Here is a 20852-nt window from a genome sequence, read left to right as displayed (position 1 = left end):
TACTTAAGAATTAAAAATCTAAAAATAATAAATATTCTGAATCTGAATTTTTATAAGTAGGAGAATAAACTATAATATTTTTCTTTATTAATGCCAACATTTTCTTTTCATTAAGTCCAATTTTTTTAATGGATTGTATTTCGATAATATTATTTTCACTATCAGTTTTGACTTTATAAACTCCAAATTTGTTTTTTATTTTTTTTCCAAAAATAATTTCAAACTCATTTGTTGTCATTTTTTTTATATGATCCCAATTCTCGGATTCATCATCGTAGTCTATAAATTTTAAATCTTTGAACAGGCTTTTGTTTTTCTCTAAATAATTGAATTGTTTGCTGTATTTATTGACTTCATTTAGACTGTTATCATAAATTTTATACATACTGCTACAAAGAGACACAACATAGTCTCCATTTTGATTTTTACTCGTGAGAAGAAGATATTTTTCTCCAGCTTTGACAAGCTTTTCACAACTTCCGGAACGAGCATTATTAGTGCTGCCAAAAATTATTAATTCTTCAAATTTGTTTCCTTTGTATAATTTGTCGAAATTTATTTTAGCTCTATAAATTCTTGATCCAAATATTTTTTCTTGCAGCTCTTCATTTCCATAAGTAGATTCTACGGTAATTATTGCAACAATGTCGGCTTCAAAATAATCCTGCGCAATGACATCTTTTTTGCACTTACAAGCTGAAAGTTTAAATGATAAGAAAATTAATAACAGCAATAATTTAATCTTCATTAGTATTTATGCTTTTCTTATTAATAAAAAAATAAACCGGCAACCCAAGCAAAATCAATCCCAATCCTGGCAACGTATAATCTGGTTTATAGATCAAAAGCAGAATACAAAACGCCGTTCCAATCAAAAGGTAAAGCACAGGCGTGAAAGGATAAAGAAAAGTTTTGTAACCTCTTTCCATTTCAGGTTTTTTAATTCTTAGGTAGATCACACCGAAAACAGTCAGCATATAAAACAGAACGATCACGAAGGAAACCATATCCAAAAGATTTCCGTATTGTCCGCTCAGACAAAGCAAACTTGCCCAGATTCCCTGCATCCAAAGTGATTTTTCCGGAACGCCATTTTTGTTGTTTTCAACCGCAGATCTCAGGAACAAACCATCTTTTGCCATGGTTTGGAAAACCCTTGCACCAGCCAAAACAATTCCGTTCACACAACCAAAAGTCGAGATCATTACAAGAACTGCAATGATAATCGTTCCTGCATTTCCAAACATTTTCTCCGCTGCGGAAACCGCAACTCTGTCATTCGCTGCAAAAGCGATAGAATCTCTGTCAAGCGCGTTCAGGTAAACAAAATTTACCAAAAGATAAAGAATCATCACAGCAGAAGTTCCCAAGATCATCGCTTTCACAACATTCTTTTTAGGATTTTCGATTTCTCCTGAAATGAAAGTCACATTTTCCCAAGCCACAGAACTGAAAACCGAACCAACCATCGCTGCAGCAATTCCGCCAAGGATTGTGGCACCGGAAATTACCGTCCATTCTGTGTTTTTCAGGTTTTGGAACGCTTCCCAGCCGAAACTCATATTGGAACTCCAATTGGATTTATCAATCAAAATAAAACCTAAAACAATCAATCCAAGAAGTGCGATAATTTTTGAAGAAGTAAAAACATTCTGCAAGATTTTCCCGAATTGAACACCTTTCGTATTCACAAAAGTCAGGAAAAGAATTACGACAATCGCTAAAATTTGAATCCATGTAATTTGAAATTCGCCACTTTTAAAAATTGGTGCTGCGTCATTCAAGGAAGGAACAAGATAAGCTGTAAACTTCCCGAAAGCCACAGCTACAGCTGCAATCGTTCCGGTTTGGATCACCGTAAACATGCCCCAACCGTAGAGAAATCCCATAGGTTTTCCAAAGATCTCCGTAATGTAAGTGTATTGTCCACCCGCTTTTGGGAACATTGCCGAAAGTTCGCCGTAGCTGATCGCAGCTGCAACGGTCATCACAGTTGTGATCAGCCAGACCACGATCAGCCAGTAGCCGGAACCGAGATTCCGCATGATGTCGGCGCTCACGATAAAAATCCCGCTCCCGATCATGGATCCCATCACGATCATCACTGCGTCCCAAAGTTTGAGTTTCTTTTCCATAGTTTTTTATTCTTCATCAAATATAAAAACATCTTTGGTATTTTGATGACGGCGAACGAATTAAAAGTTTTTATAATAGTTTAACGATATTAATTTATTTATAACAATTGTCTAAAAAGAAGATTTACCAATAATTTTTATCAATAATATGGATGAAAATATTATTTTTGATAGAAATAGCAAACAAATGAAAAGTTACTTATCACATATTCTATTTTTTAATTTTTTTTGTTACTAATATAAAAGCATGAGATTTAAGAGAAAAAGTAATTTTGAATGGCTTGAATTTCAAAAATTAAGAAAATGCCCAAATGGATAGCAGTGATTCAAGCTTATCAATTAACGGGAATTGTTTTCATTCCGCTGTCATTGTAAGGTTAAAAAGAAAAGAGATATTCGATAAAACTATAACTAAAAAAATATTAAAATGATCATTACTGCAACTGTATTCTACATTTCACTGGCTGTTTTGGCCGCTGTTATCTATGGTGTATGTCTTTTTATCGAAAACAAGTATGATAAGGAAGATTTCAAACGCAAATCGTTTTTGGTCATCTTGCCGCTTGGAATCCTGATCTATATGTTCTGCCCGAAAATTTACATCATCCAAAATTGTACTACCAGCGAGGAAAAAGTGATGGTTTTTCCAACTCAAGGATTTACATATGGTAATGGGAAGTGCTACGTTATCAATCAATCGACAGAAGTCTTGGGAATTGTGACTTACGTTTACGGGAATCCGCCGGAAGAGAAAGTAAAGGAAAAATCTATCAATGTCGAGATCTTGCCAAAAGCTACGCAAATGATCCCGAAAGGTGTGATCTCTTATTTACTAGAACCTGCGCCAACTACAGTACGAACAAAGTCGGATTATGAGTTCCATCACAGGTTGTTTTGCGTGTCTCAGGAAGACGCGGGAACGGATGGTCAAGAAGGAGATTACAGCACAGAATAAAATTTTGAAACATAAACAATGACAAAATTTCAATCTGTGAACGATGGAAAAGCTTACGAAATATATCCTTTACGAGGCTATATTTCTATTCTGGTCTATCTTCTGCTATTTCTTCTGATAGCGCTAGTTCCTATTCTTTATTTTATCTCAGATGATTTCATCATTGAAGAAGTTTTGAAGCTCGTGTTTTATTCTTTGCTTATCAATCTGATCATCTTTTTTCCAGTTGGTCTTATTTTGTATCATTATTCATACCATTTCGATTGGGCAGAAAAGAAGGTCTATAAAAAGATATTCTTTTATAAAAAGATTAAAATGAAAGCTGAAGATATCGAGATTGAGAAAAACAGCTACAAGGTCATTGACAAAACCGACCGATTTTCAAACGTTATCAACTTGATATTCTTCGGCATAAAATTGAAAGGTAGCTCAGAGAAAGCTAACGAATTCATTGGTCTCATCAATGAAAAATGGCTCAATAAAATCCCTGAAACTAGAGATGAAAAAATCATTGGTCTTAATAATTTGGAATATTTTAAATCTATTGATGATAATGAATTTGAGTTGATCACAAGGAACAAGCTTCATATTGTATTGTTTCTTGTTTTCTGTATATTATTCATTTATCAGCTTTACAATTTGCAGTCAAAAAGTACTTCGGATATTGAGTTTATAGATTTCATAACAGGAATTCCGGCTTTTATTTTTCTAATCATTATTTCAACTCGAAAAATTTTCAATCTTAAAGAGAGAATGGTTTATACTAAATTTTTATGGGTCATTCCCTATGAAAAAATGAATCTTGACCTGTTTTATAATTTTGAGGTCACAAAACATCATACCAATGGTATCTACACTGGAACTTCACTCAATATGCTTTTCTCGAAGAAGTCCAATCCAAACAAGTACAGACATCTGACCATCGTTTCTGCCACCAAAAAAACAAAACCCTTTGAAGCTGTTATGACAGAGATCGGGTTTCTATTGTCGAAGATGAAGTGATCGTAAATTACTTTTTGCGTTGTATTGTTACACCTGTGATGGCGCCGTTTCCATCGTAGATCAATGCTTTTCCTTCACAATTTTTGTTGATTTGGGAAACAGTTTTGGATTGAACTTTTCCATTCGTCGTACTGATGAAAGTTTCTTTGCCGTCGACAATCGTGTTGGTGTTTTCAGAAATATAAGTTTCATCGGTAGAAACAACTTTCATTTTAGAAAAGCGGTTTTGCTCCTTGTTTTCGTATTCATAAAAATTGGTACTCAGTTTTTTTCCAGAAGAAAAGGATTCTTCCCGAATCACTCTTCCAAGATCATCGTAGAAGAAATGCTGTTGAGATGTTGGATTGTTTCTTTCGTCAAAACTTATTTTTTTTGAGATTTCGAATTTGTCGTTTAGAAGATATTCATCGCGAGATCGGCTGTTGTAGAATCTGGTAACAATGCGTTGCGGAAGATATTTGAATTGGGTTTCGTAGTCCTTTTTATGATTCAAATGAAAAACAATAGAATCTACCAAGCCTAGAGTATTGAAATGGTATTTCTGTCCGGAAATTTCTCCGTTTCTTTCATATTCACTGCTCATGATCTGCCCATTTTTGTAAGTCACAGAAGAGCTGTAACTTAGTTGTTTCTCAGCAAGGTCGATAAAAACTTGGGTTTCAATTGTCCCATCACAATTAATTGCGCTTAATCCGAAAACAGGAGGCGAAAAATTGCGTTTTAAATTTTTCAGAAGGCTTTGTGCGTATTTCTGATCTGGTTTGTAAGCAATCGACCAAATAGAATCTACTACAGATCTTGTAGCATTTTCTTGTTTGAGTATAGTTTTAGTTTGCTTTTTTGTATTCTTTAGATCATTTGATAAGTAGAGTTTCACCAGAGGCAGGTATTTTTCGATATCATATTCGATCATTGGTTTTTCTGAACCGTCAAAGAGGATCATTGCAGTTCTTTTCGTCATTTGGTTGACGTCTACAAACCATGTTTTTTTTCCTTTGGTAAATTTAAAGGTCTTTGCATTGGTTCTGCCAACTAACATCAGATCTGCTGCTGTGCCAAATAGACCATAGATGTGATCTGCTGTTCCTGTATGCTTTTTTACCAATTCTTCTTCGGCTTGGATATTTTCGTTTTCAACAAAAAAAGCAGCTTTGGAAGGTGACGTAATTCCGAAGTCTGATCTTTCACCTTCTTTCCAATTGCGGATAATTTTGGGAGAGCATGATATGCTTGTCAATAAAATGATAATCGTTGATATTAGGAAATTTTTAATCATCGTAGTTTATGTTTTTTCTAAATCAAATATATTCAATTATAACCAAATTTTCATTTTTCTATAACAAGTGATAAATAATCGGAGGTTTTTTATTAATATATTTACCAATGAAAACTAATAGCTGATAAAATGAAAATAGATTTGAAAAGAAAACTCGTTTTTACATTTTCCATTATTGTAGCCATATTTATGCTGATTGGATTTATTTTTTATACGAAACCACCAATAGTAATTACCGAGATGAAAGCGGTAAACGATCTTTCTGAAAAGATAAAGCCTGTGTTCTCTGAGACTTCGGACAGTGCTTTGGTTCTCATTCCTTACAAGATTACAATTTCCAACAACAGATTCCGAAGAATAAGTCTGTCCAAAGTGTTTTACAGATCCAATCATTCTGAATATCTGATTTCCTCCTCTTCTGCCAGTGGTAATGCGCTTTATTTTGATTCAGATGGAAAGCAACTGAATCAATATTTGATCAAGAGCAATTCTGAGGAAGGAGACAATGGGGAGATTTCTTTGATGACAAAGTGGAAAAAATGGAAAGAAGAAAATCGTGACATTATTTTTCCGTTCAGTTCAAAAAGTATTTATTTCTATAAGAGCACAATGCTTAAATACAAAACAGACCGCAACACATTTGCCGATCTAAGTGATGATTTTCAAGAAAGACAAATACGATCCATCTCAGAAGTTCCTATTGTAAGATTTTCTAAAAAAAAGATAGATTCTCTTTACCAAGCGGATAAAAACAAGAAAATTGCTTTTGTGTTGGCGACCAATAAAAAACATGGTTGGTTTGAGATCCATTATCAAATGAAAGACGGGACACAAAAATTCTACAATATGTATGATTCTATCCGTAAAATGAATCGTGAAGAGCTTCTTAAATTATTCAGTGGTGATCCAATCGAAGGTCTGTAATTTTTTGAAATTAAAAGAAGTTGAAAATGCAAATCTGTTTTTTTTAACTTAAAAATATTCGCTCACTTCCTATTTTGGATAAAACTAAAAGGAAATTTTTCTTTAAAATATTCTATAAAATTAAGATTCTATTAAGCATTCGATAATAGTTTGTTAGTTCACAGAGAAAAGCCTAATTTTGCAACTTCAATTTTACCACAATATGGAATTAGAATACGTAGAACATCTGAGCCCAATGCTGAAAGGCGACATCAAGAATTATCTGATCGATATCGACGGAACGATCACCGAAGATGTTCCTAATGAAGAACCAGAAAGAATGGTGACTTGCGAGCCTTTTCCGGATGCTTTGGAAACGATCAACAAATGGTATGACGAAGGTCACCAGATCTGTTTTTTCACTTCCAGAACAGAGGACCTGAGAGAGGTGACAGAAACTTGGTTGAACAAACACGGTTTCAAATACCACAGCGTTCTACTGGGAAAACCAAGAGGCGGAAACTACCACTGGATCGATAACCACCTTGTAAAAGCGACTAGATACAAAGGGAAATTCACAGATATGGTTGAAAGACAAGTGACCATAGAAGTTTTCCGTGACTAAAAATATTTCAAATCAAAAAATTCCCGCGTTCAATTCTCGGGAATTTTTGATTTGATGACAAAACCCGTAGCCCTGATAGCAGCGGCATCCTTTTTTGTTTCTGATAACTTCGATTTCGCTAAGTCACCGGAAACAAAAAAGATATAGCGGATAGCAGGAAATGGCTCCTAAAAAAATCAATAATGAACAGAAATGTTCTCCCTAAAAATATTAATTTAAAATGAAAGTACTTGCAAATGACGGATTGACGCAGTCTGGAATCAATGCGCTATTAGAAAACGGATTCGAGGTGATCACTGATAAAGTGGCTCAGGAAGATCTAATTACTTATATCAACGAAAATCAGGTGACGGTGCTGCTTGTAAGAAGTGCGACGAAAGTGACCAAAGAAATGGTGGATAACTGCCCAAGTATGCAGATCATCGGTAGAGGTGGCGTTGGGATGGACAACATCGAGGTGGCTTACGCGAGAGAAAAAGGAAAACACGTGATCAACACGCCGGCAGCTTCATCGGAATCTGTGGCGGAATTGGTTTTTGCACACCTTTTCTCAGGCTGCAGATTCTTGCAGGATGCGAACAGACAAATGCCAGTGAAAGGAAACACCGAGTTTGCAAAACTTAAGAAAAAATACGAAGCCGGAATCGAACTGAGAGGTAAAACCATCGGGATCGTAGGCATCGGAAGAATCGGACAAGAGGTTGCAAGAATCGCACTTGGACTGGGAATGAAAGTGATCGCTTCTGATACAAGAATTGGAAAAGCGAGCGTAAGAGTAGATTTTTACAACAGCCAATACATCAATGTGGAGATCGAGACTGAGCCATTGGAGCAATTGATCCAGCATTCAGATTTCATCACGCTTCACGTTCCTGCTCAGGATGGCCCGATCATTGGCGCTGCAGAGTTGAATAAAATGAAACCTGGCGCAGCTATCGTGAACTGTGCGAGAGGTGGTGTGATCGATGAAAATGCTTTGATCGAGGCTTTGGACTCTGGAAAATTAGCATTTGCAGGTCTTGATGTTTTCGAGAACGAGCCTACACCTTCCGATAAAATATTGAACCACCCGAAGATCTCTTTGACGCCTCACACAGGTGCTGCGACGGAGGAAGCTCAGGACAGAATCGGAACAGAGTTGGCGAATCAGATCGCAAGTATCCTTTTGGTTAAATAATTTAACTTAAACATAGATAAAATGCTCGTTTTTTAACGGGCATTTTTTATTTTCACCATTCAGATTAAAATTTTACTTTTGTTGGGATTTTATGGCAGCTTTTCCGCCTTCCGTTCCCAATCTTTTTTGCCAACGCTTGTACCCAAGCAAAAAAAGGATTTCCACTCAAGCCGGGCTGCAGTTTTCAACCTCGAAACAAACTATTGCCAGAGATTTGGCGTTCAACTATGAATAGAAAAGTACTTCTCATCTACACCGGCGGCACGATCGGGATGGAAAAAGATTACGAAACAGGAAGTCTGGTTCCATTTGATTTTTCCACGATCTTCAAGAGAATTCCGGAAATGAATCTCCTGGAATGTGAGGTTTCCGTCCATCCGTTCGAGAATCCCGTAGATTCTTCTGATATGGGTCCGCAGGAATGGCGAATGATCGCTGACTGGATCTACAAGAACTACGGCAATTTTGATGGCTTCCTGATCCTCCACGGAACAGATACAATGTCTTACACGGCATCAGCTCTCAGTTTTATGTTGAAGAATCTTGGGAAACCAGTCATTCTTACAGGATCACAACTACCAATTGGAGATTTACGAACCGATGCGAAGGAAAACCTTTTGACAAGTCTGTATTACGCCAGTCTTTATGAAAATGACGAAGCGGTCATCAAAGAAGTCGCGGTCTATTTCGAATATAAATTACTGCGCGGAAACCGAAGTCTGAAATATTCAGCGGAGTTCTTCGATGCTTACCAAAGTCCAAATTACCCGATCCTTGGTCAATCTGGCGTTCATCTGAATGTCGATAAGAATGTATTGTGGAAGCCAAAAGGCGAATTCGAACTCGATGATTATCTTAATGAAAATATCTTGTTTTGCAGGATCTTCCCTGGAATGAACTTCGAATCTTTGTTGGAGATCAAAACCGCTGAAGCTATTATCTTACAGGTTTTCGGTTCTGGAACCATATTTAACAATGAGAAAACTCAGAATGTTCTGCAGGAACTTAGGAATAGAGGCGTTGAGGTCGTCGTTATCAGTCAATGTATTTCGGGCGGAATTAGTTTTGGGAAATACAGCAACAGTAACATCTTCACAAAGATCGGTGCCATCAGTGGAAAAGATATGACCGCAGAGTCCGCCATCACAAAAGCAATGCATACTTTGAACAATCCAAAATACAAAAAGAGCTTTGCAGAGCTGTTTATCGAAAACATTTCGGGAGAAATTACAGAAGAGTTTTAATATTCTTTTGAGAATTCAGATATTTCATTATATTTGCAACCTCAAATAGAGAGGTGTCCGAGTGGTTGAAGGAGCTAGCCTGGAAAGCTAGTGTGCGGGTAACTGTACCGAGGGTTCGAATCCCTTCCTCTCTGCAAAACAAACCTCCGATAGAATTTCTATCGGAGGTTTTTGTTTATCATTACATTGTTTTTAACACAATTTTTAAGTGGGTAATGATAATGATCTGCAGTTTCAGTTTTGATATCTCTCTTCATTGAAATATTATGATTTTCGTAAAACGTTTTATATATCTATTCTTTGCCAGAATTTTCAAAACATTTCATAGATACGTTTGCCCTTGATATCAAAATATTCGTCGATGTGATTCCAGGCGTCCAACATTTTCTTTAAAAATCCAAAACTTGACAAAAGTCCAGCAATTGCAGGTGCTACATATTGACTGACACCAAGATAAAGCAATACCAACATACATACGATCATTCCTATATTGTAGATCAGAACATCTTTGAGTTTGAAAAATTGGGCGATGTTTCTTTGTGATAGATAAGGAATAAGAGATCCGGCATTGAGCATTACTAATATAAATGAAGAAAGGATCATTTTATCTGAAAATGAAAGCATCTCTGCGGAAGAACCTTTGTCGAAAATAAGTAGATTCATCGGAAATGCAACAAAAATAAACGCATATGCAAAAACTCTAAGCATAAAGATACTTAGTTGTCTTTTTCTATCCGGAGAGTTGGAATCATTGATATAAGAAAGTCTGAAATCGAGAAAAATAAGTAATAAAAACAGGCTTAGAATGAAGCCCCATATTCCGTACATGAAATTTCGGTCATATGAGATTCTAGACTCTGAAAAATACATTTCAAACTCTGCATGAGGACTGAAAGGTAAAATATTTTTTTCAAAATGATGCTGGAATACCCAATTTACAACAGGGTCAACAGAAAATAGTATTCCTATTGAGACGATCAAACATAAAATATTTATTACCGAGATGTTTTTCATATTATTCTATTTCTTTTTTATCGAGGCGATTGACATAGCCTTTATCAATTGACCATATTTTTTTGGTCGCCCTTTTTGGTTTGATACTCAAATTGTATCTGTAACCATTTATAAATCATTTATTGTTCGCAATATCTCCCAACATTTCCTCTCAAATCCTTCACATACAATCTTCTTGCGCCGTAATGTAAAGTTATGGTGTCAACGATTCCGATTAATGAATCTTTATTATTCCAAAAGATGCTGTCGTTTTTTACAGAGCAATATTTTTCGTTAAAAACAAAAACATCAGGAAGAAAAGCACCATTATCTCCGCAAAATTTCCAAGTGGTATTTTCCAAATTCTTTTTCTCTTTTTCTGAATTACAGCTTAGGGAAATGATTAGGATTAAAAATAGAATTAGTTTTTTCATTGGTTTTCGAATGTATATCAATTTAATTGATCTTCGCAAAATAATATTTGTAAGTTTTAAATTCATTTCCGTTTTCATCCAGACTAGATTTGTACATTTTAAAATAAATCTTGTCATCATTCTTCCAGCGGATTTCTTCTATAGATAAGCCATTATCTACAAAACAACTCGAATATTCTTTTAAAAAATGTTTTGAAGGCTGTGTTTTATCAATTTTCAAAACGGCGATACTCAATGTTTTAGATTCGTATTCCGGATTTTGAAAATATACCATAAACTTATTATTCATCGACATTTTTGGGAGAGAGACACTCCAATCTCCCAAAGAAATTATTTCGTAAACAAAATTGGTAGAGCGATGAATCAATGTCATTTCTGCAAATCCTAATCCTTCGGTAACAGAATTATTTTGCACAGCAAACAAATCCAAATTTTTATTGAATCCTAAATATTCGCTTCCATTGTGCTCATTGTCGCCGTATTCTTTGAATTTTAGTTTTTGCTTAGAGGTTTGAATATAAAAACAGTTGTTACTTTTTTCAATTTTATCCACAACAAAATCTTTGGTTTCCGCTTGCACATTAAATTCAGCTTCCGAGGTAGGATCTATCACGAATTTCGGAAGTTTCTCAAAAGTATCAACAAATCCAATCTCGATTTTATCCTTTACGGTATCAATCTCAGAATTGGTTTCATTGTTTTTTATGGATGTTTTCTCGGTAGTTTTTTCATTTTTCTTCTCGCAAGATTGCACTCCGAAGCCTAGTGAAATTATTATTAATAGGAGAGAGGTTAATATGTTTTTCATATTGATTTTTGTGCTTTTTTTTAATATTTGTTAATTTCCTCGTACCTAAAATGTGCTGTGATGGATTGGGGAAATTTCTTTTTTTAGCAAAATAAGTTCGTTTTCTTTGAGTTCGAAAATATGTTTTTCAGACCAATTCCAAGATGTTTCTTCACGCATATTAATTCCGCTTGCTTTGAAAGAAACGATGATTTTGTTGCCCGAAGTTTCTAAATTTATTTCATCAAAGGTTTCCTGAATCGTTGCTCCATCAGGTGTTGTTGGGCAATTTTCAAGTTCTTTCAAAATTTCGTTATCATTTCTAAACCAAAACCGAAGAAGACTCAAATGTTTTTGCGAGCATTGATAACCCAAATCTAATGCACCAAGGATTTTACATTTCATATTGCTTCTATTTTCATTTGCATCTCCGTCCCAACGGCATTCGTTTCCGATGAAAGTTGCAACATAAGCCAAGGCTACTTTTTCGTGTTCGGAAATTGTTTTTATATAATTTTCATTAAGTATAATATGGTTGATATTGGTTTTTAGATCCTTGTCATATTGAGTTTCACGCCATAAAAATTTTGTTTTTTTATCAGTAAGTTTAACAGGTTTTATTTTTTTTGCGGAAACCAAAAACTCCCGATAATCCAAGAAATCCGAATCTCCTGCAGCTCTCATGCTATCCATTTTCCACTTAATTTCTAGCTCATTTCCTCTGAAAAATTGCAGGTCTTCATGATTATAAATCAAATGAATCGTATCCTTGTTTTTTTTCACCAGAAATTGCCAATCGTCTGTATAATCTATAAACTGTATAAATTTCACGGTATCGGTATAGATTTTTCCAAGCTCAATATTTTCGTTAGGCCTTATCTTACTTTTGAATTTGCTGGGAATTTTTTCTACTTCTGTTTTTTTCTGGGTTGAATTTTCTTTTGTTGGATTTTCAGTTTTCTTCTCGCAAGATTGCACTCCGAAACCAATGGAAATCATTATTAATAGGAGAGATATAAATCTATTTTTCATTTGTTTAGTTTTAAATTTTTAGCAACCTCTTGTGTAACTCCAGAGATTGGGCTCTCCGTTGTCATCAATGATTTTTAGCCAGCCTTCAGTTTGGGATTCTATATTTTCTGCTTCTTCCAAATCGGTGTTGCAGGGATGCTCTTTGTATTTTGTGACTTTCACTTTGCACCATTGTCCGGAGATATTTTTTGTAAGTTTTATTTCAAATAAATCTCCTCGCACCGAGCCAATTATTTCACTTTTTGAGTTGGGTTCTTTTCGCAATCTCAATCCGGGTTCGTTGGCATAATAGCCTAAAACACCTTTGCTTTGCTCAATCATTTGGTCACGCCAGTTCACCGTCTTAAAACCGTTCTTTTCAATTTCAGCAACGCTGAGCCAATAGCTTTTTGAAGAATCAACAACCTTTACAAAGCCTTCGGCAGAGTCCGTATAATTGATGGCGAAAATTTCAGAACTGATCTCCCGAAAATTTTCTATTTTTACTTTTTTGTCGCCTGTAACCAAATAAATTTTATAAGGGACCTGGTTGTCTTCTTTGATGTTACCCATCCTTTTAAGAGTTCCAATGATTTTTCCTTTCGGGTTGTCATATACCGAAAAACCTTGTTCGGGCGAAAGAACGCAACAATATTTTTCCGAATATTTCAAACTGTCAATTTTGGGAACAATGATGCCTTGTTTGGTGGCTATTTTTTCGGTTTCAGTTTCAGTTTTACTTTGACACGAATGCATTGTAAAAGCGAAAAAAATTATCAATGATAGAAGGATATTAAATTGATTTCTCATTTTGCGTTTTTTACTTTTCAACTATTTTTACCTTAAAAAACTTTGTGTTCACACCAAAATTGCTGTCTTCTGTAAGAAATAAAGTTTTCTCATCCGCCCAAAATGAATCTCCGATGATGCAAAGCCAAATTTTTGTCAATTTTTCAAATTCTTCATCCAACTGAATGACTTTTACATACTCATTATTAATGCTTTTTTGAATAAAATAGGAAGAACATTGTTGTCCACCGAAATGCCCGTTTAACCGGAAATTTTCTTTAGGAGAAAAAACAAAAACATCAGGATTTCCCGTTTCTTCGGTTTCTTTTCCGTTTTTTAAATTAAAACTTACATCGCTTGCGTGACCGCCTTCGCAAAGCAATATATCTTCTTGTGGGTAATATGCAATGAAAAAAGAATAATCAAAATCTCCATTGTTTTCATATTTTTTTCCGTTTCTGAAATGTATTTTTTTAACACCTGGATTTGCGCCAAAGTCTTTGTTTTCATCAAATTCTACAATTCCTTTCAGAAGTTTTTTTGCTTCATTAATGTCTGTAATTTTTGCAATAATTTTCTTTTTCGGAGCTGTTTTTTTCTTCACAGAATAATATTGCAAAGAATCAATTTTTTCAACGGTAATGGAATATTGCAGCGTTTTTTCAAGCATCTCAACTGAAACTGTTATTGAATTTACGCTGTCTTCCGTTTTTTCAATTTCGGATTTGGGAATATTTTCTAATTCGTATTTCTTTTCTTTTTTACAAGATTGTAAACAGAAAACAAAGGAGATCATTAAAAAAAAGAGAGCAGGAGTGAGAGTGTTTTTCATCTTGTGTTTACTTTAGATATTCTTAAATGTTAATCTGTTAAAATGCCTGACCGTATCAATTTCGCTCCAAAATCAGTAAAAGATTGTTGTGCACTTTCTGTGAAAATTTTTTCGATGTATTCATCAGATTTTTTATTTCTGATAGTGTTGATATTGCCATAACTGAAAACGTAAGTCTCGTCAAATGTTTCGGTTATTTGCTCATCAATGTACATATCTACTTCGAATGTCACTTCAATTGACACTTGGTTAATTTGATTGATTTCTTTCACTTTGTAAGTCATCGCACAACCACTTCCGCAACTTATTACAAAACTTTGGTTTTGTATTTCGCTAATTTTTTTTTCAGAAATAGTGCTTTTTGTTTTTTTTGTTGTAATAGATTTTATACTGTCTTCTAATTTTTTATTTTCATACATTTCAAAATCTGCTCTTTTTGGTTCTCTTCCACGTTCCCAACCTGTGATGAAAATATAAGTCAAAACACTGAAAAACACGAATAAAACGGAAACAATGATAAGAATCTTTTTCATCAATGTCAATTTAGAAATGTTGGATAGAATGATTATCAACACGCATAAGACGATTAAAAATAGTATAAGTTGAAAAATTTATTTCTATTATTAGTTAATAACTTGTTTCAATGTTTTTTAGTTTCCAATTTCCTTTTTTATTTTTTTCAAATTGAATGTAAAAACTGTCGTTATCAATAATGTATTTTTCACCAGATTTTTCCGGATATACTTTTAAGATTAAGTTTTTTACTTCCTCGGAAATAAACTCGTTCTGAGAAAATTCTTCTTTTGAGATATTTTCATTGAAAGGAAAATCACAAAAATTCATTAATTCAGATTTATTATTCAAAGATTTTCTTAGTTGCTCATAAAACTCCGGGAAATCTTGATAATCATAATTCTCAGTCAAGTTTTGATGAATTACAGAACTATCTTTTTGAGCCGAGTTTGTTAACCCTGAATTGGAATTTTTCAGGGTTTTCTTCTCGCAAGATTGCAAACCAAACCCAAAAGAAATTAATAATAGAAAGGATATTTTATTTTTCATTTTTTTTAGCAGAAGAAATTAGTTTTGTACTTCCATCTTTAGAGATTTGTATGTGTTCTTCTTTCACAAATGCTGTCTTTTCTTCATCTGTGTCAAATTCCTTTACAAATAAGTCTCCTTCACGATTGAGATAACCAAGTCTCATTCCAACAGCAAATGGATAATTTTGGCATGAATAGATATTTACTTTCTCTTTAAATTTAGATTTTGAAAAAATAAGCAAATCAATTTCTTGGAATGTTGGAGGCCAATCATATTGCCCATTTTCGGTTTTATAGGATTTGATGTAAACAAAACTTATATCTTTATTTGAAATTGAATCTAAGATAAATAATGAATCAATTTTTTGATTTTTTTCAGTTAAAAAAGTGTTGTAAAATTTAGTCTTTATCAACCGACCTTTAACCGAATCAAAATAATCTAAATCATTTAGTTTTTCTTCGAAATAAACGGCTTCTTTGGTCATTGGTGGTGCTTCACTATCATTATAAGTTTGAGTATTCCAATAGTCAGGAAATTTCACATCAAGTATTTCTTTGCGTCCTATTTCAGTAAATTGAAATGTTTTTTTAGTTGAATTTGTAATACCAAGATTGGAATTTTTCGGGATTTTCTTCTCACAAGATTGCAATCCAAGCAAAATCATAAATAATAGGAGAGAAGTGGCTGTATTTTTCATTTCAGAAATTTTAAATTAAATAGCTTCATCACTAAGTCCAAAAAGAATGATGAAGAACAGGAAAATCGAAATAATAGGCACAAGAATAATGGTCAATATCTTTAACCAAGGTTTTTTATTCGATTTTAGGATAAGAAAAAGTCCCGATATAAGGAAAAATCCGAAAATCCAATAATTAAGAATAACATAGAAACTGATGCTTGCTAAAGCTAAAGAAAGTGTTCCGAGAGAATAATAGATATTGTTTTTGTTCATTTTGCGTGTTTTCTAATTAAAATTTTTATTCGTTTTTGATGATTACTTTGAAATTTTTATAGTTTGGATATAGCTTTTTATCAATTTCCAAGGCCATATTGGTTCTGGAATGTTTTCCTGCTGTTGCACAGGGAAAATTGGGTTCGTGCCAAATAATAAATAAGGAATCGCTGATTATTTTGGCTTCCATTTCGGTTGTTTCTGCTACAAAACAGCCACCACCAATCACGAAAATATATTTTGCTTTGTGTTTATAAAAGGCGTCCAACTTATCAGTAGTAGCCTTGTTTTCAAGCTGAGTAAAATTCTCAACATTTTTTAAGACCTGGAGCTCGTCATTTGCATTTTCTAACCATTTGTTTTGGTCTTCATCACTGAAAAAAAATTCTTCAAATAATATGCCCTCTGTTTTTGGTGCATTGCGTTGTGTAAGCAAGGATACAGCAGGTAAAATTGCAATTATAATCGGAACTGCGATTATTGTAATCGCTTTTGTCGCCGTTCTTTTGCCGGATTTTAGGATGAGAAAAATGCCTGCTAAAACCACTAATGAAAATAGCCAAAAATATGGAAATGACATAAAAAATACGATGTAAAGTATGATGCATCCTAAGGTTTGAGTAAGTATTCCCAGGTAGTAATAAAGATTGCTTTTGTTCATTATGTGTTTTATTTCAATGAATAATTTTTATAGTTTAGAAATAGCTTTTTACCAATTTTTCAAAGCCATATTATTTTTTTGCTTCCAATTCTGTCGGTTCTACCGTAAAACAAGCAACACCAATCAAGAAAATATATTTTGCTTGTAAAATGCGTTCAACTTTAATAAGTAAAATCAAATGGCGTAAAATCTTTTAGCTTGGGTAGTTCTTGCATTTTTTGTTTCGTTTTTGTGTACTTTAATATCTTGACTGTTTGATAATCGGTGTGTTTATCGACCTTTTCGCCTGTTGATAAATTGTAATCTGTATGTTCGATGTATCCTGCGCTTGCATTGGTGTACGTATATCCAATCAACTCGAATTCTCTGTTTTGAAACCTGAATTTATGAATCATACTTCCTCTAATCATGCCGTTTCTAAAGATTAAAATTCCGTTTTTTATTTGCAAATTTTCCAGTATCAATTCGGTTCGTTGGTCACCATAAGGATATTTTTCCATCACCGCTTTTGTCGAGGTGAGTACGGTTTCGTATTTTCCATTTTTATTTTGAAAGAATATTTCCAGCAAATAGGGATGGTGTTTATCGGTATTATCTTCTTTCACGACTACCAGATCCGGAATATTATCTTTATTCAAATCTCCAGAAATTTTATAGACAATTGTATTGTAATTGCTCTTTTTTTCCTGAGAAAAAGCAAAATTTATCGTGAAAATTAATGCCAAAGTAAGAAGAAGTTTGTGTTTGATGTTTTTCATTTTGAATCTTTGTCTGTTACAGTTTCTTTAGTTTTTCAATAATTTCGAAGTTTCTTCATCATCATAATCTCCGTGTAGCAAACTATTTTCATTTAGCGTAAAACTTAATGTCTCGAAAGTAGGATATGTACTTGTGGCTCGGTATTTTCCTGGCGCTAATTTTTCTCTTTTTTTGGTGCGCATGTAAGCTAATCCATCAGTATTGGCAATGCGTTTATCTAAATCTTCAATAGCTATTTGTGTATAAGAATTTTTCGGTTCTGGTGGCAACGGAGGAGGTAAGTTTGATACATAATCATCAACAACCGAGGTCACAACCTCTCTCTTTCTGTCTCTAATCAATTTGTCACCCAGTTTTTTCTGAAAATAATTTGACATATCATCAAGCCGTTTGCCAACGTTATTGGATACAGGTCCATACACCATAATTAAGTAGTTTTCTAATGTTAATAAAATAACACTTTCGCTTTGTTTGTCTGTTTTTGGCAGAATTTTTTCCATTTCATCAACCAAATCGAACTGAGCAACCTCAAAACCACAACTCGTTTTTTCTTCTTCTTCTTCTAAATCTTTATAAATTTCGAAATAAACGGCTTTCACATTTTTAATTTTCCCACCCATTAAAAAGCCTTTGGTTTTTGAAGCATCAGAAATTAAACCCGGATTTTTGTGAATATCATATTTAGTTTGCAATTCCTGTGGAATTTCTGCGATTTTCATCCCTTCGAAAAGCGAAGCGTCGCCATGAAAACTTTTCGGGAATTTTATTTCTTGGGCTTGGATGTTATAACTCATTGCCAAAAAGACAATTATAAATATTTTGTTGAAGGTGTTTTTCCTCACTTGGTTTTCAGTTTTTTTTTCAATTTTTTGTCCTAATTCTTAATTTTTACACTTAGTTTTCATCGTTTCATTTTTTTTAATTTATTGTGAAACAATTTCCGATTTGTATTTTTTATACATCGCAGTAGGATTGGCTAAAATTTAAAAATGTGATTATATATTTCCCATTGTGTTTAGCAATTCCGAAAACGATATCGCCCTCTTTTTCTGCGAGATGTACCAGTTTGCTGATTTTTTCCATCTGTTTTATTTTAGCGATTTCATCTTTTGTGAATGAGATGTCATATTCGTTATTAAGCGGATTTTCCACGATATATGTGAAAATGGTGATTTTTTCATTATCAATAAACAAACCTTCTTTGCTCCATTTATATGTTTCACAATCATAGGTTGGTGGATTTTCATAGATGGGTTTGTAGCGCTGTATTGACTCGTCGCCGAACTTATGGTAAGAAATGTGAGCGTTATCAAAACTAATTTTGTCCATCGTTACAAAATTCAATAAAGTTCCCGGACCAGGAATAAGATAAAACCCCACGTTTGCGTCTATATATGAATTGAGCGTTTTTTCGTCCTTTGTTTTGAAGGCATTTATAACTTTGAAAATTTCATTTTCCAGTTCAAGTTTTGTATTTTCATTTTCGTTTTTTGGAAGTTTCGGAAGTTTCGGAAGTCTTTTTTCGGGGACAATTATTTCCGATTGTTTATTAATTGATTCTTCCTTTTTCTCATTTTGACAACTTAAAAACGCTGTTAAAACGAATAATGACAAAAATAATCGCATCATTTTATTCTTTATTTATTTCCCAATCTTTCAACACTTATCACTTATAAAATTCATATTTTACCAAAATTGCTGGAGAATCTTCATCATTTGTAAAATATTGAAAGGTTTTTAGAATACCTTTTTCTATTTTGTACTTTAATTTTGAAGATTTGCGTTCATTTTCGGATTTTACTACTATTTCGCCGTTTTCATTCATTGTAGATACAGTAGTATTTGTCATTTCAAACGACGGGTTCTTAAAATGATAAGTAATGGTCAATGGCAATTGATACTGGTTGTTGCTGTAGCAAGTTGTAGATTCGTCGGGAGAATCTGTGCGTGAAAAATATTCGCAAATTTGATTGTTTTCGGTTTTTATTTCCCAATGAACAGGACTTTTCAAATTCATCATTTCATATTGTTCTTTTTCAGTATAAAATTGCTTGGTTGACAAAAAAAGCTTCCCGAAAAGTTGAAAAGTTTTAAGAAATTGATTGTTTTTTAGCGAAATATTGTTTCCTTGAAACGCTAATTCTGCATAGGGTTTATCATTTTTTAAAACGCTTATTGGCAAATTGTTTTTATAAATAAATTTGTATATCTCGTTTTCATGGTCATTAAAACCAGTTAATTGTCCTGTAGTATTGAAGGTGAAGGTTGCTTTTTTCTCAGGAGAGATTTCTAAATGAATTGTTTTTACATTCGTAAAATCCATCAACTCAAAGGGAAGATTATGCTCCTTTAAAATTTCTTTCTGCAAAAATAGATTGATGTTGTTTTTTACATTTTCATCGGCAACAGTAGTTTTCATAAGGTTTTCTATCAATAAACTATCTTGCTTAAAATCTGAGTAATAGGAAGAAATTTTTCTATCGCCACGAATTTTTGAGATTTGTTCTGTCGCAAAAACCATTTTTTTGCTTTGCAGAATTTTATCAGTTGGCTTTCCGCTCCAGTATATAAAACCCTCGTGTTGCTCTTGGCGATTGAGAAAATTAACATTTTCCTTTGTGGAATTTTGTGCTTTGATTAATGTATTTCGGAAAACGTGATGATACGTTACTTCATTTTCCGGAAAATTTCGGTGGAGTTCTTCCCATTCTCGTTTTCCCAAATTTTTCAATGTGTAATATTCTTCATCAGACGAATTATTTTTATCGGGTTGTTCACGATATATTCTGCTTTCCCAACTACTCATTTGTTGAATGTCGTAGATTACTATATGCGGTTTCCCCGCTTCCAAAACTAGGGTGTCACAATTGGCACACATTTTTTCATTTTCATATTTTTTCTCTTCTGACGAGACCGACATCATCGGTGGTGGAGAATCCGTAATTGTTTTTGAAATTTCAGTGACGCTTTTTTTGGTAGGTTTTTTCTGCGCAGAAAGAGTTCCTGAAACAAAAAATAATGTTGTTAAGATTATAATTGATTTTTTCATTTGATTTTTTACTTAAATTAACCTGAGTTCGGTTTATGCGAAGTTTAAAAATAATTGACCGTCATTTACTTTTTTCAAGTTGAGTGACGGTTTTTTTGGAAAGAAGCAATAAGCGGTTAGCCCTCCCAAAATGTTCATCATAAAATTGTTCACGCTTCTATGTCTGGTGTGTTCTACCTGACAATGGTTCTTCAATTCATCATTTATTGTCTCAATGATGGCTC

At 33.7% G+C, this 20852-nt stretch carries 25 protein-coding genes and 1 tRNA gene; 7 read left to right on the top strand and 19 right to left on the bottom strand.

From position 1 onward, the window contains the following. Positions 1–10: 10 nt before the first annotated feature. Positions 11–748, bottom strand: coding sequence for a hypothetical protein (locus tag AXA65_RS14850; protein ID WP_063970861.1), 738 nt, complete (start codon positions 746–748; stop codon positions 11–13). After that, complete coding sequence (locus AXA65_RS14845; RefSeq protein ID WP_063970860.1) at positions 738–2135, bottom strand: APC family permease; 1398 nt, start codon at positions 2133–2135, stop codon at positions 738–740. Before AXA65_RS14845 ends, AXA65_RS14850 begins: the two co-directional genes overlap by 11 nt. Before the next feature lie 427 nt (positions 2136–2562). On the opposite strand from AXA65_RS14845, the gene AXA65_RS14840 reads away from it, so the two are divergent. Both AXA65_RS14840 and AXA65_RS14835 read left to right on the top strand, forming a co-directional pair. Continuing rightward, entirely contained in the window at positions 2563–3090 is a 528-nt protein-coding gene (locus AXA65_RS14840; RefSeq protein WP_063970859.1) for a hypothetical protein, read from the top strand. A gap of 18 nt (positions 3091–3108) precedes the next feature. Continuing rightward, positions 3109–4092 (top strand): hypothetical protein, encoded by a 984-nt coding sequence (locus AXA65_RS14835; protein WP_063970858.1) that lies wholly within the window; start codon positions 3109–3111, stop codon positions 4090–4092. A 7-nt stretch (positions 4093–4099) separates the two neighbouring features. Here AXA65_RS14835 and AXA65_RS14830 read toward each other — a convergent pair whose 3' ends face one another. Continuing rightward, on the bottom strand, positions 4100–5368 hold the full coding sequence (locus AXA65_RS14830; protein WP_063970857.1) for a hypothetical protein: 1269 nt from the start codon (positions 5366–5368) through the stop codon (positions 4100–4102). A 129-nt stretch (positions 5369–5497) separates the two neighbouring features. Here AXA65_RS14830 and AXA65_RS14825 point away from each other — a divergent pair, with 129 nt between their 5' ends. From AXA65_RS14825 to AXA65_RS14805, 5 genes are all read left to right on the top strand, one after another. Beyond that, complete coding sequence (locus AXA65_RS14825) at positions 5498–6292, top strand: hypothetical protein (RefSeq protein ID WP_063970856.1); 795 nt, start codon at positions 5498–5500, stop codon at positions 6290–6292. A 202-nt stretch (positions 6293–6494) separates the two neighbouring features. Next, complete coding sequence (locus tag AXA65_RS14820; protein WP_063970855.1) at positions 6495–6896, top strand: hypothetical protein; 402 nt, start codon at positions 6495–6497, stop codon at positions 6894–6896. A gap of 220 nt (positions 6897–7116) precedes the next feature. Then, positions 7117–8073: a D-2-hydroxyacid dehydrogenase gene (locus tag AXA65_RS14815; RefSeq protein WP_063970854.1), complete on the top strand. Its 957-nt coding sequence runs from the start codon at positions 7117–7119 to the stop codon at positions 8071–8073. A 227-nt stretch (positions 8074–8300) separates the two neighbouring features. Then, positions 8301–9317 carry an asparaginase gene (locus tag AXA65_RS14810; protein ID WP_063970853.1) on the top strand — a complete coding sequence of 339 codons (1017 nt, stop codon included), beginning with the start codon at positions 8301–8303 and terminating at the stop codon, positions 9315–9317. A 47-nt stretch (positions 9318–9364) separates the two neighbouring features. Then, a tRNA-Ser gene (locus AXA65_RS14805) sits at positions 9365–9451 on the top strand. A gap of 178 nt (positions 9452–9629) precedes the next feature. Here AXA65_RS14805 and AXA65_RS14800 read toward each other — a convergent pair. The 16 genes from AXA65_RS14800 to AXA65_RS14725 all read right to left on the bottom strand — a co-directional run. Further along, a complete protein-coding gene (locus tag AXA65_RS14800; RefSeq protein WP_131797836.1) occupies positions 9630–10331 on the bottom strand; it encodes a hypothetical protein in 702 nt (233 codons plus the stop codon). Positions 10332–10450: 119 nt separating this feature from the next. After that, positions 10451–10744, bottom strand: coding sequence for a hypothetical protein (locus tag AXA65_RS14795; RefSeq protein WP_063970851.1), 294 nt, complete (start codon positions 10742–10744; stop codon positions 10451–10453). A 22-nt stretch (positions 10745–10766) separates the two neighbouring features. Beyond that, the gene (locus AXA65_RS14790) at positions 10767–11552 is read right to left on the bottom strand and encodes a hypothetical protein (RefSeq protein ID WP_131797835.1); all 786 of its coding nucleotides are present in this window, start codon (positions 11550–11552) and stop codon (positions 10767–10769) included. Between the two features lie 45 nt (positions 11553–11597). After that, on the bottom strand, positions 11598–12563 hold the full coding sequence (locus AXA65_RS14785; RefSeq protein ID WP_131797834.1) for a hypothetical protein: 966 nt from the start codon (positions 12561–12563) through the stop codon (positions 11598–11600). Between the two features lie 18 nt (positions 12564–12581). Next, on the bottom strand, positions 12582–13352 hold the full coding sequence (locus tag AXA65_RS14780) for an SH3 domain-containing protein (RefSeq protein ID WP_131797833.1): 771 nt from the start codon (positions 13350–13352) through the stop codon (positions 12582–12584). Positions 13353–13362: 10 nt separating this feature from the next. After that, positions 13363–14163: a hypothetical protein gene (locus AXA65_RS14775; RefSeq protein ID WP_131797832.1), complete on the bottom strand. Its 801-nt coding sequence runs from the start codon at positions 14161–14163 to the stop codon at positions 13363–13365. Between the two features lie 29 nt (positions 14164–14192). Further along, positions 14193–14696, bottom strand: coding sequence for a hypothetical protein (locus tag AXA65_RS14770; RefSeq protein ID WP_131797831.1), 504 nt, complete (start codon positions 14694–14696; stop codon positions 14193–14195). 94 nt (positions 14697–14790) lie between these two features. Then, positions 14791–15225: a hypothetical protein gene (locus AXA65_RS14765; protein WP_063970845.1), complete on the bottom strand. Its 435-nt coding sequence runs from the start codon at positions 15223–15225 to the stop codon at positions 14791–14793. Further along, the gene (locus AXA65_RS14760) at positions 15215–15904 is read right to left on the bottom strand and encodes a hypothetical protein (protein WP_131797830.1); all 690 of its coding nucleotides are present in this window, start codon (positions 15902–15904) and stop codon (positions 15215–15217) included. The genes AXA65_RS14765 and AXA65_RS14760 overlap by 11 nt, the downstream gene beginning before the upstream one ends. A gap of 15 nt (positions 15905–15919) precedes the next feature. Continuing rightward, positions 15920–16159 (bottom strand): hypothetical protein, encoded by a 240-nt coding sequence (locus AXA65_RS14755; protein WP_063970843.1) that lies wholly within the window; start codon positions 16157–16159, stop codon positions 15920–15922. A 25-nt stretch (positions 16160–16184) separates the two neighbouring features. Next, positions 16185–16820, bottom strand: coding sequence for a hypothetical protein (locus tag AXA65_RS14750; protein ID WP_131797829.1), 636 nt, complete (start codon positions 16818–16820; stop codon positions 16185–16187). 161 nt (positions 16821–16981) lie between these two features. After that, the gene (locus tag AXA65_RS14745; protein WP_063970841.1) at positions 16982–17578 is read right to left on the bottom strand and encodes a hypothetical protein; all 597 of its coding nucleotides are present in this window, start codon (positions 17576–17578) and stop codon (positions 16982–16984) included. Between the two features lie 27 nt (positions 17579–17605). After that, on the bottom strand, positions 17606–18373 hold the full coding sequence (locus tag AXA65_RS14740; RefSeq protein ID WP_063970840.1) for a hypothetical protein: 768 nt from the start codon (positions 18371–18373) through the stop codon (positions 17606–17608). A 160-nt stretch (positions 18374–18533) separates the two neighbouring features. Further along, positions 18534–19208, bottom strand: a complete 675-nt coding sequence (locus AXA65_RS14735) for a hypothetical protein (RefSeq protein WP_131797828.1) — start codon at positions 19206–19208, stop codon at positions 18534–18536. Positions 19209–19245: 37 nt separating this feature from the next. After that, positions 19246–20628: a hypothetical protein gene (locus AXA65_RS14730; protein ID WP_063970838.1), complete on the bottom strand. Its 1383-nt coding sequence runs from the start codon at positions 20626–20628 to the stop codon at positions 19246–19248. A gap of 33 nt (positions 20629–20661) precedes the next feature. Further along, positions 20662–20852, bottom strand: a 191-nt coding sequence (locus tag AXA65_RS14725) for a transposase (RefSeq protein ID WP_317040358.1), incomplete at its 5' end; no start/stop codon positions are given.

Origin of the sequence: Chryseobacterium sp. FP211-J200, assembly GCF_001643375.1 — a bacterium.
GTDB classification, from domain to species: Bacteria; Bacteroidota; Bacteroidia; order Flavobacteriales; family Weeksellaceae; genus Epilithonimonas; species Epilithonimonas ginsengisoli.
This window is presented reverse-complemented; position numbering and strand designations above follow the sequence as displayed.

Excerpts from the sequence above, each read along its gene's own strand:
- AXA65_RS14820 (WP_063970855.1), top strand. The coding sequence starts at position 6,495 with ATGGAATTAGAATACGTAGAACATCTGAGCCCAATGCTGAAAGGCGAC.
- AXA65_RS14745 (WP_063970841.1), bottom strand. The coding sequence starts at position 17,578 with ATGAAAAACATCAAACACAAACTTCTTCTTACTTTGGCATTAATTTTC.
- AXA65_RS14800 (WP_131797836.1), bottom strand. The coding sequence starts at position 10,331 with ATGAAAAACATCTCGGTAATAAATATTTTATGTTTGATCGTCTCAATA.
- AXA65_RS14825 (WP_063970856.1), top strand. The coding sequence starts at position 5,498 with ATGAAAATAGATTTGAAAAGAAAACTCGTTTTTACATTTTCCATTATT.
- AXA65_RS14830 (WP_063970857.1), bottom strand. The coding sequence starts at position 5,368 with ATGATTAAAAATTTCCTAATATCAACGATTATCATTTTATTGACAAGC.
- AXA65_RS14740 (WP_063970840.1), bottom strand. The coding sequence starts at position 18,373 with ATGAGTTATAACATCCAAGCCCAAGAAATAAAATTCCCGAAAAGTTTT.
- AXA65_RS14790 (WP_131797835.1), bottom strand. The coding sequence starts at position 11,552 with ATGAAAAACATATTAACCTCTCTCCTATTAATAATAATTTCACTAGGC.
- AXA65_RS14850 (WP_063970861.1), bottom strand. The coding sequence starts at position 748 with ATGAAGATTAAATTATTGCTGTTATTAATTTTCTTATCATTTAAACTT.
- AXA65_RS14795 (WP_063970851.1), bottom strand. The coding sequence starts at position 10,744 with ATGAAAAAACTAATTCTATTTTTAATCCTAATCATTTCCCTAAGCTGT.
- AXA65_RS14750 (WP_131797829.1), bottom strand. The coding sequence starts at position 16,820 with ATGAACAAAAGCAATCTTTATTACTACCTGGGAATACTTACTCAAACC.
- AXA65_RS14770 (WP_131797831.1), bottom strand. The coding sequence starts at position 14,696 with ATGAAAAAGATTCTTATCATTGTTTCCGTTTTATTCGTGTTTTTCAGT.
- AXA65_RS14810 (WP_063970853.1), top strand. The coding sequence starts at position 8,301 with ATGAATAGAAAAGTACTTCTCATCTACACCGGCGGCACGATCGGGATG.
- AXA65_RS14815 (WP_063970854.1), top strand. The coding sequence starts at position 7,117 with ATGAAAGTACTTGCAAATGACGGATTGACGCAGTCTGGAATCAATGCG.
- AXA65_RS14780 (WP_131797833.1), bottom strand. The coding sequence starts at position 13,352 with ATGAGAAATCAATTTAATATCCTTCTATCATTGATAATTTTTTTCGCT.
- AXA65_RS14845 (WP_063970860.1), bottom strand. The coding sequence starts at position 2,135 with ATGGAAAAGAAACTCAAACTTTGGGACGCAGTGATGATCGTGATGGGA.
- AXA65_RS14775 (WP_131797832.1), bottom strand. The coding sequence starts at position 14,163 with ATGAAAAACACTCTCACTCCTGCTCTCTTTTTTTTAATGATCTCCTTT.
- AXA65_RS14840 (WP_063970859.1), top strand. The coding sequence starts at position 2,563 with ATGATCATTACTGCAACTGTATTCTACATTTCACTGGCTGTTTTGGCC.
- AXA65_RS14755 (WP_063970843.1), bottom strand. The coding sequence starts at position 16,159 with ATGAACAAAAACAATATCTATTATTCTCTCGGAACACTTTCTTTAGCT.
- AXA65_RS14735 (WP_131797828.1), bottom strand. The coding sequence starts at position 19,208 with ATGATGCGATTATTTTTGTCATTATTCGTTTTAACAGCGTTTTTAAGT.
- AXA65_RS14835 (WP_063970858.1), top strand. The coding sequence starts at position 3,109 with ATGACAAAATTTCAATCTGTGAACGATGGAAAAGCTTACGAAATATAT.
- AXA65_RS14730 (WP_063970838.1), bottom strand. The coding sequence starts at position 20,628 with ATGAAAAAATCAATTATAATCTTAACAACATTATTTTTTGTTTCAGGA.
- AXA65_RS14785 (WP_131797834.1), bottom strand. The coding sequence starts at position 12,563 with ATGAAAAATAGATTTATATCTCTCCTATTAATAATGATTTCCATTGGT.
- AXA65_RS14760 (WP_131797830.1), bottom strand. The coding sequence starts at position 15,904 with ATGAAAAATACAGCCACTTCTCTCCTATTATTTATGATTTTGCTTGGA.
- AXA65_RS14765 (WP_063970845.1), bottom strand. The coding sequence starts at position 15,225 with ATGAAAAATAAAATATCCTTTCTATTATTAATTTCTTTTGGGTTTGGT.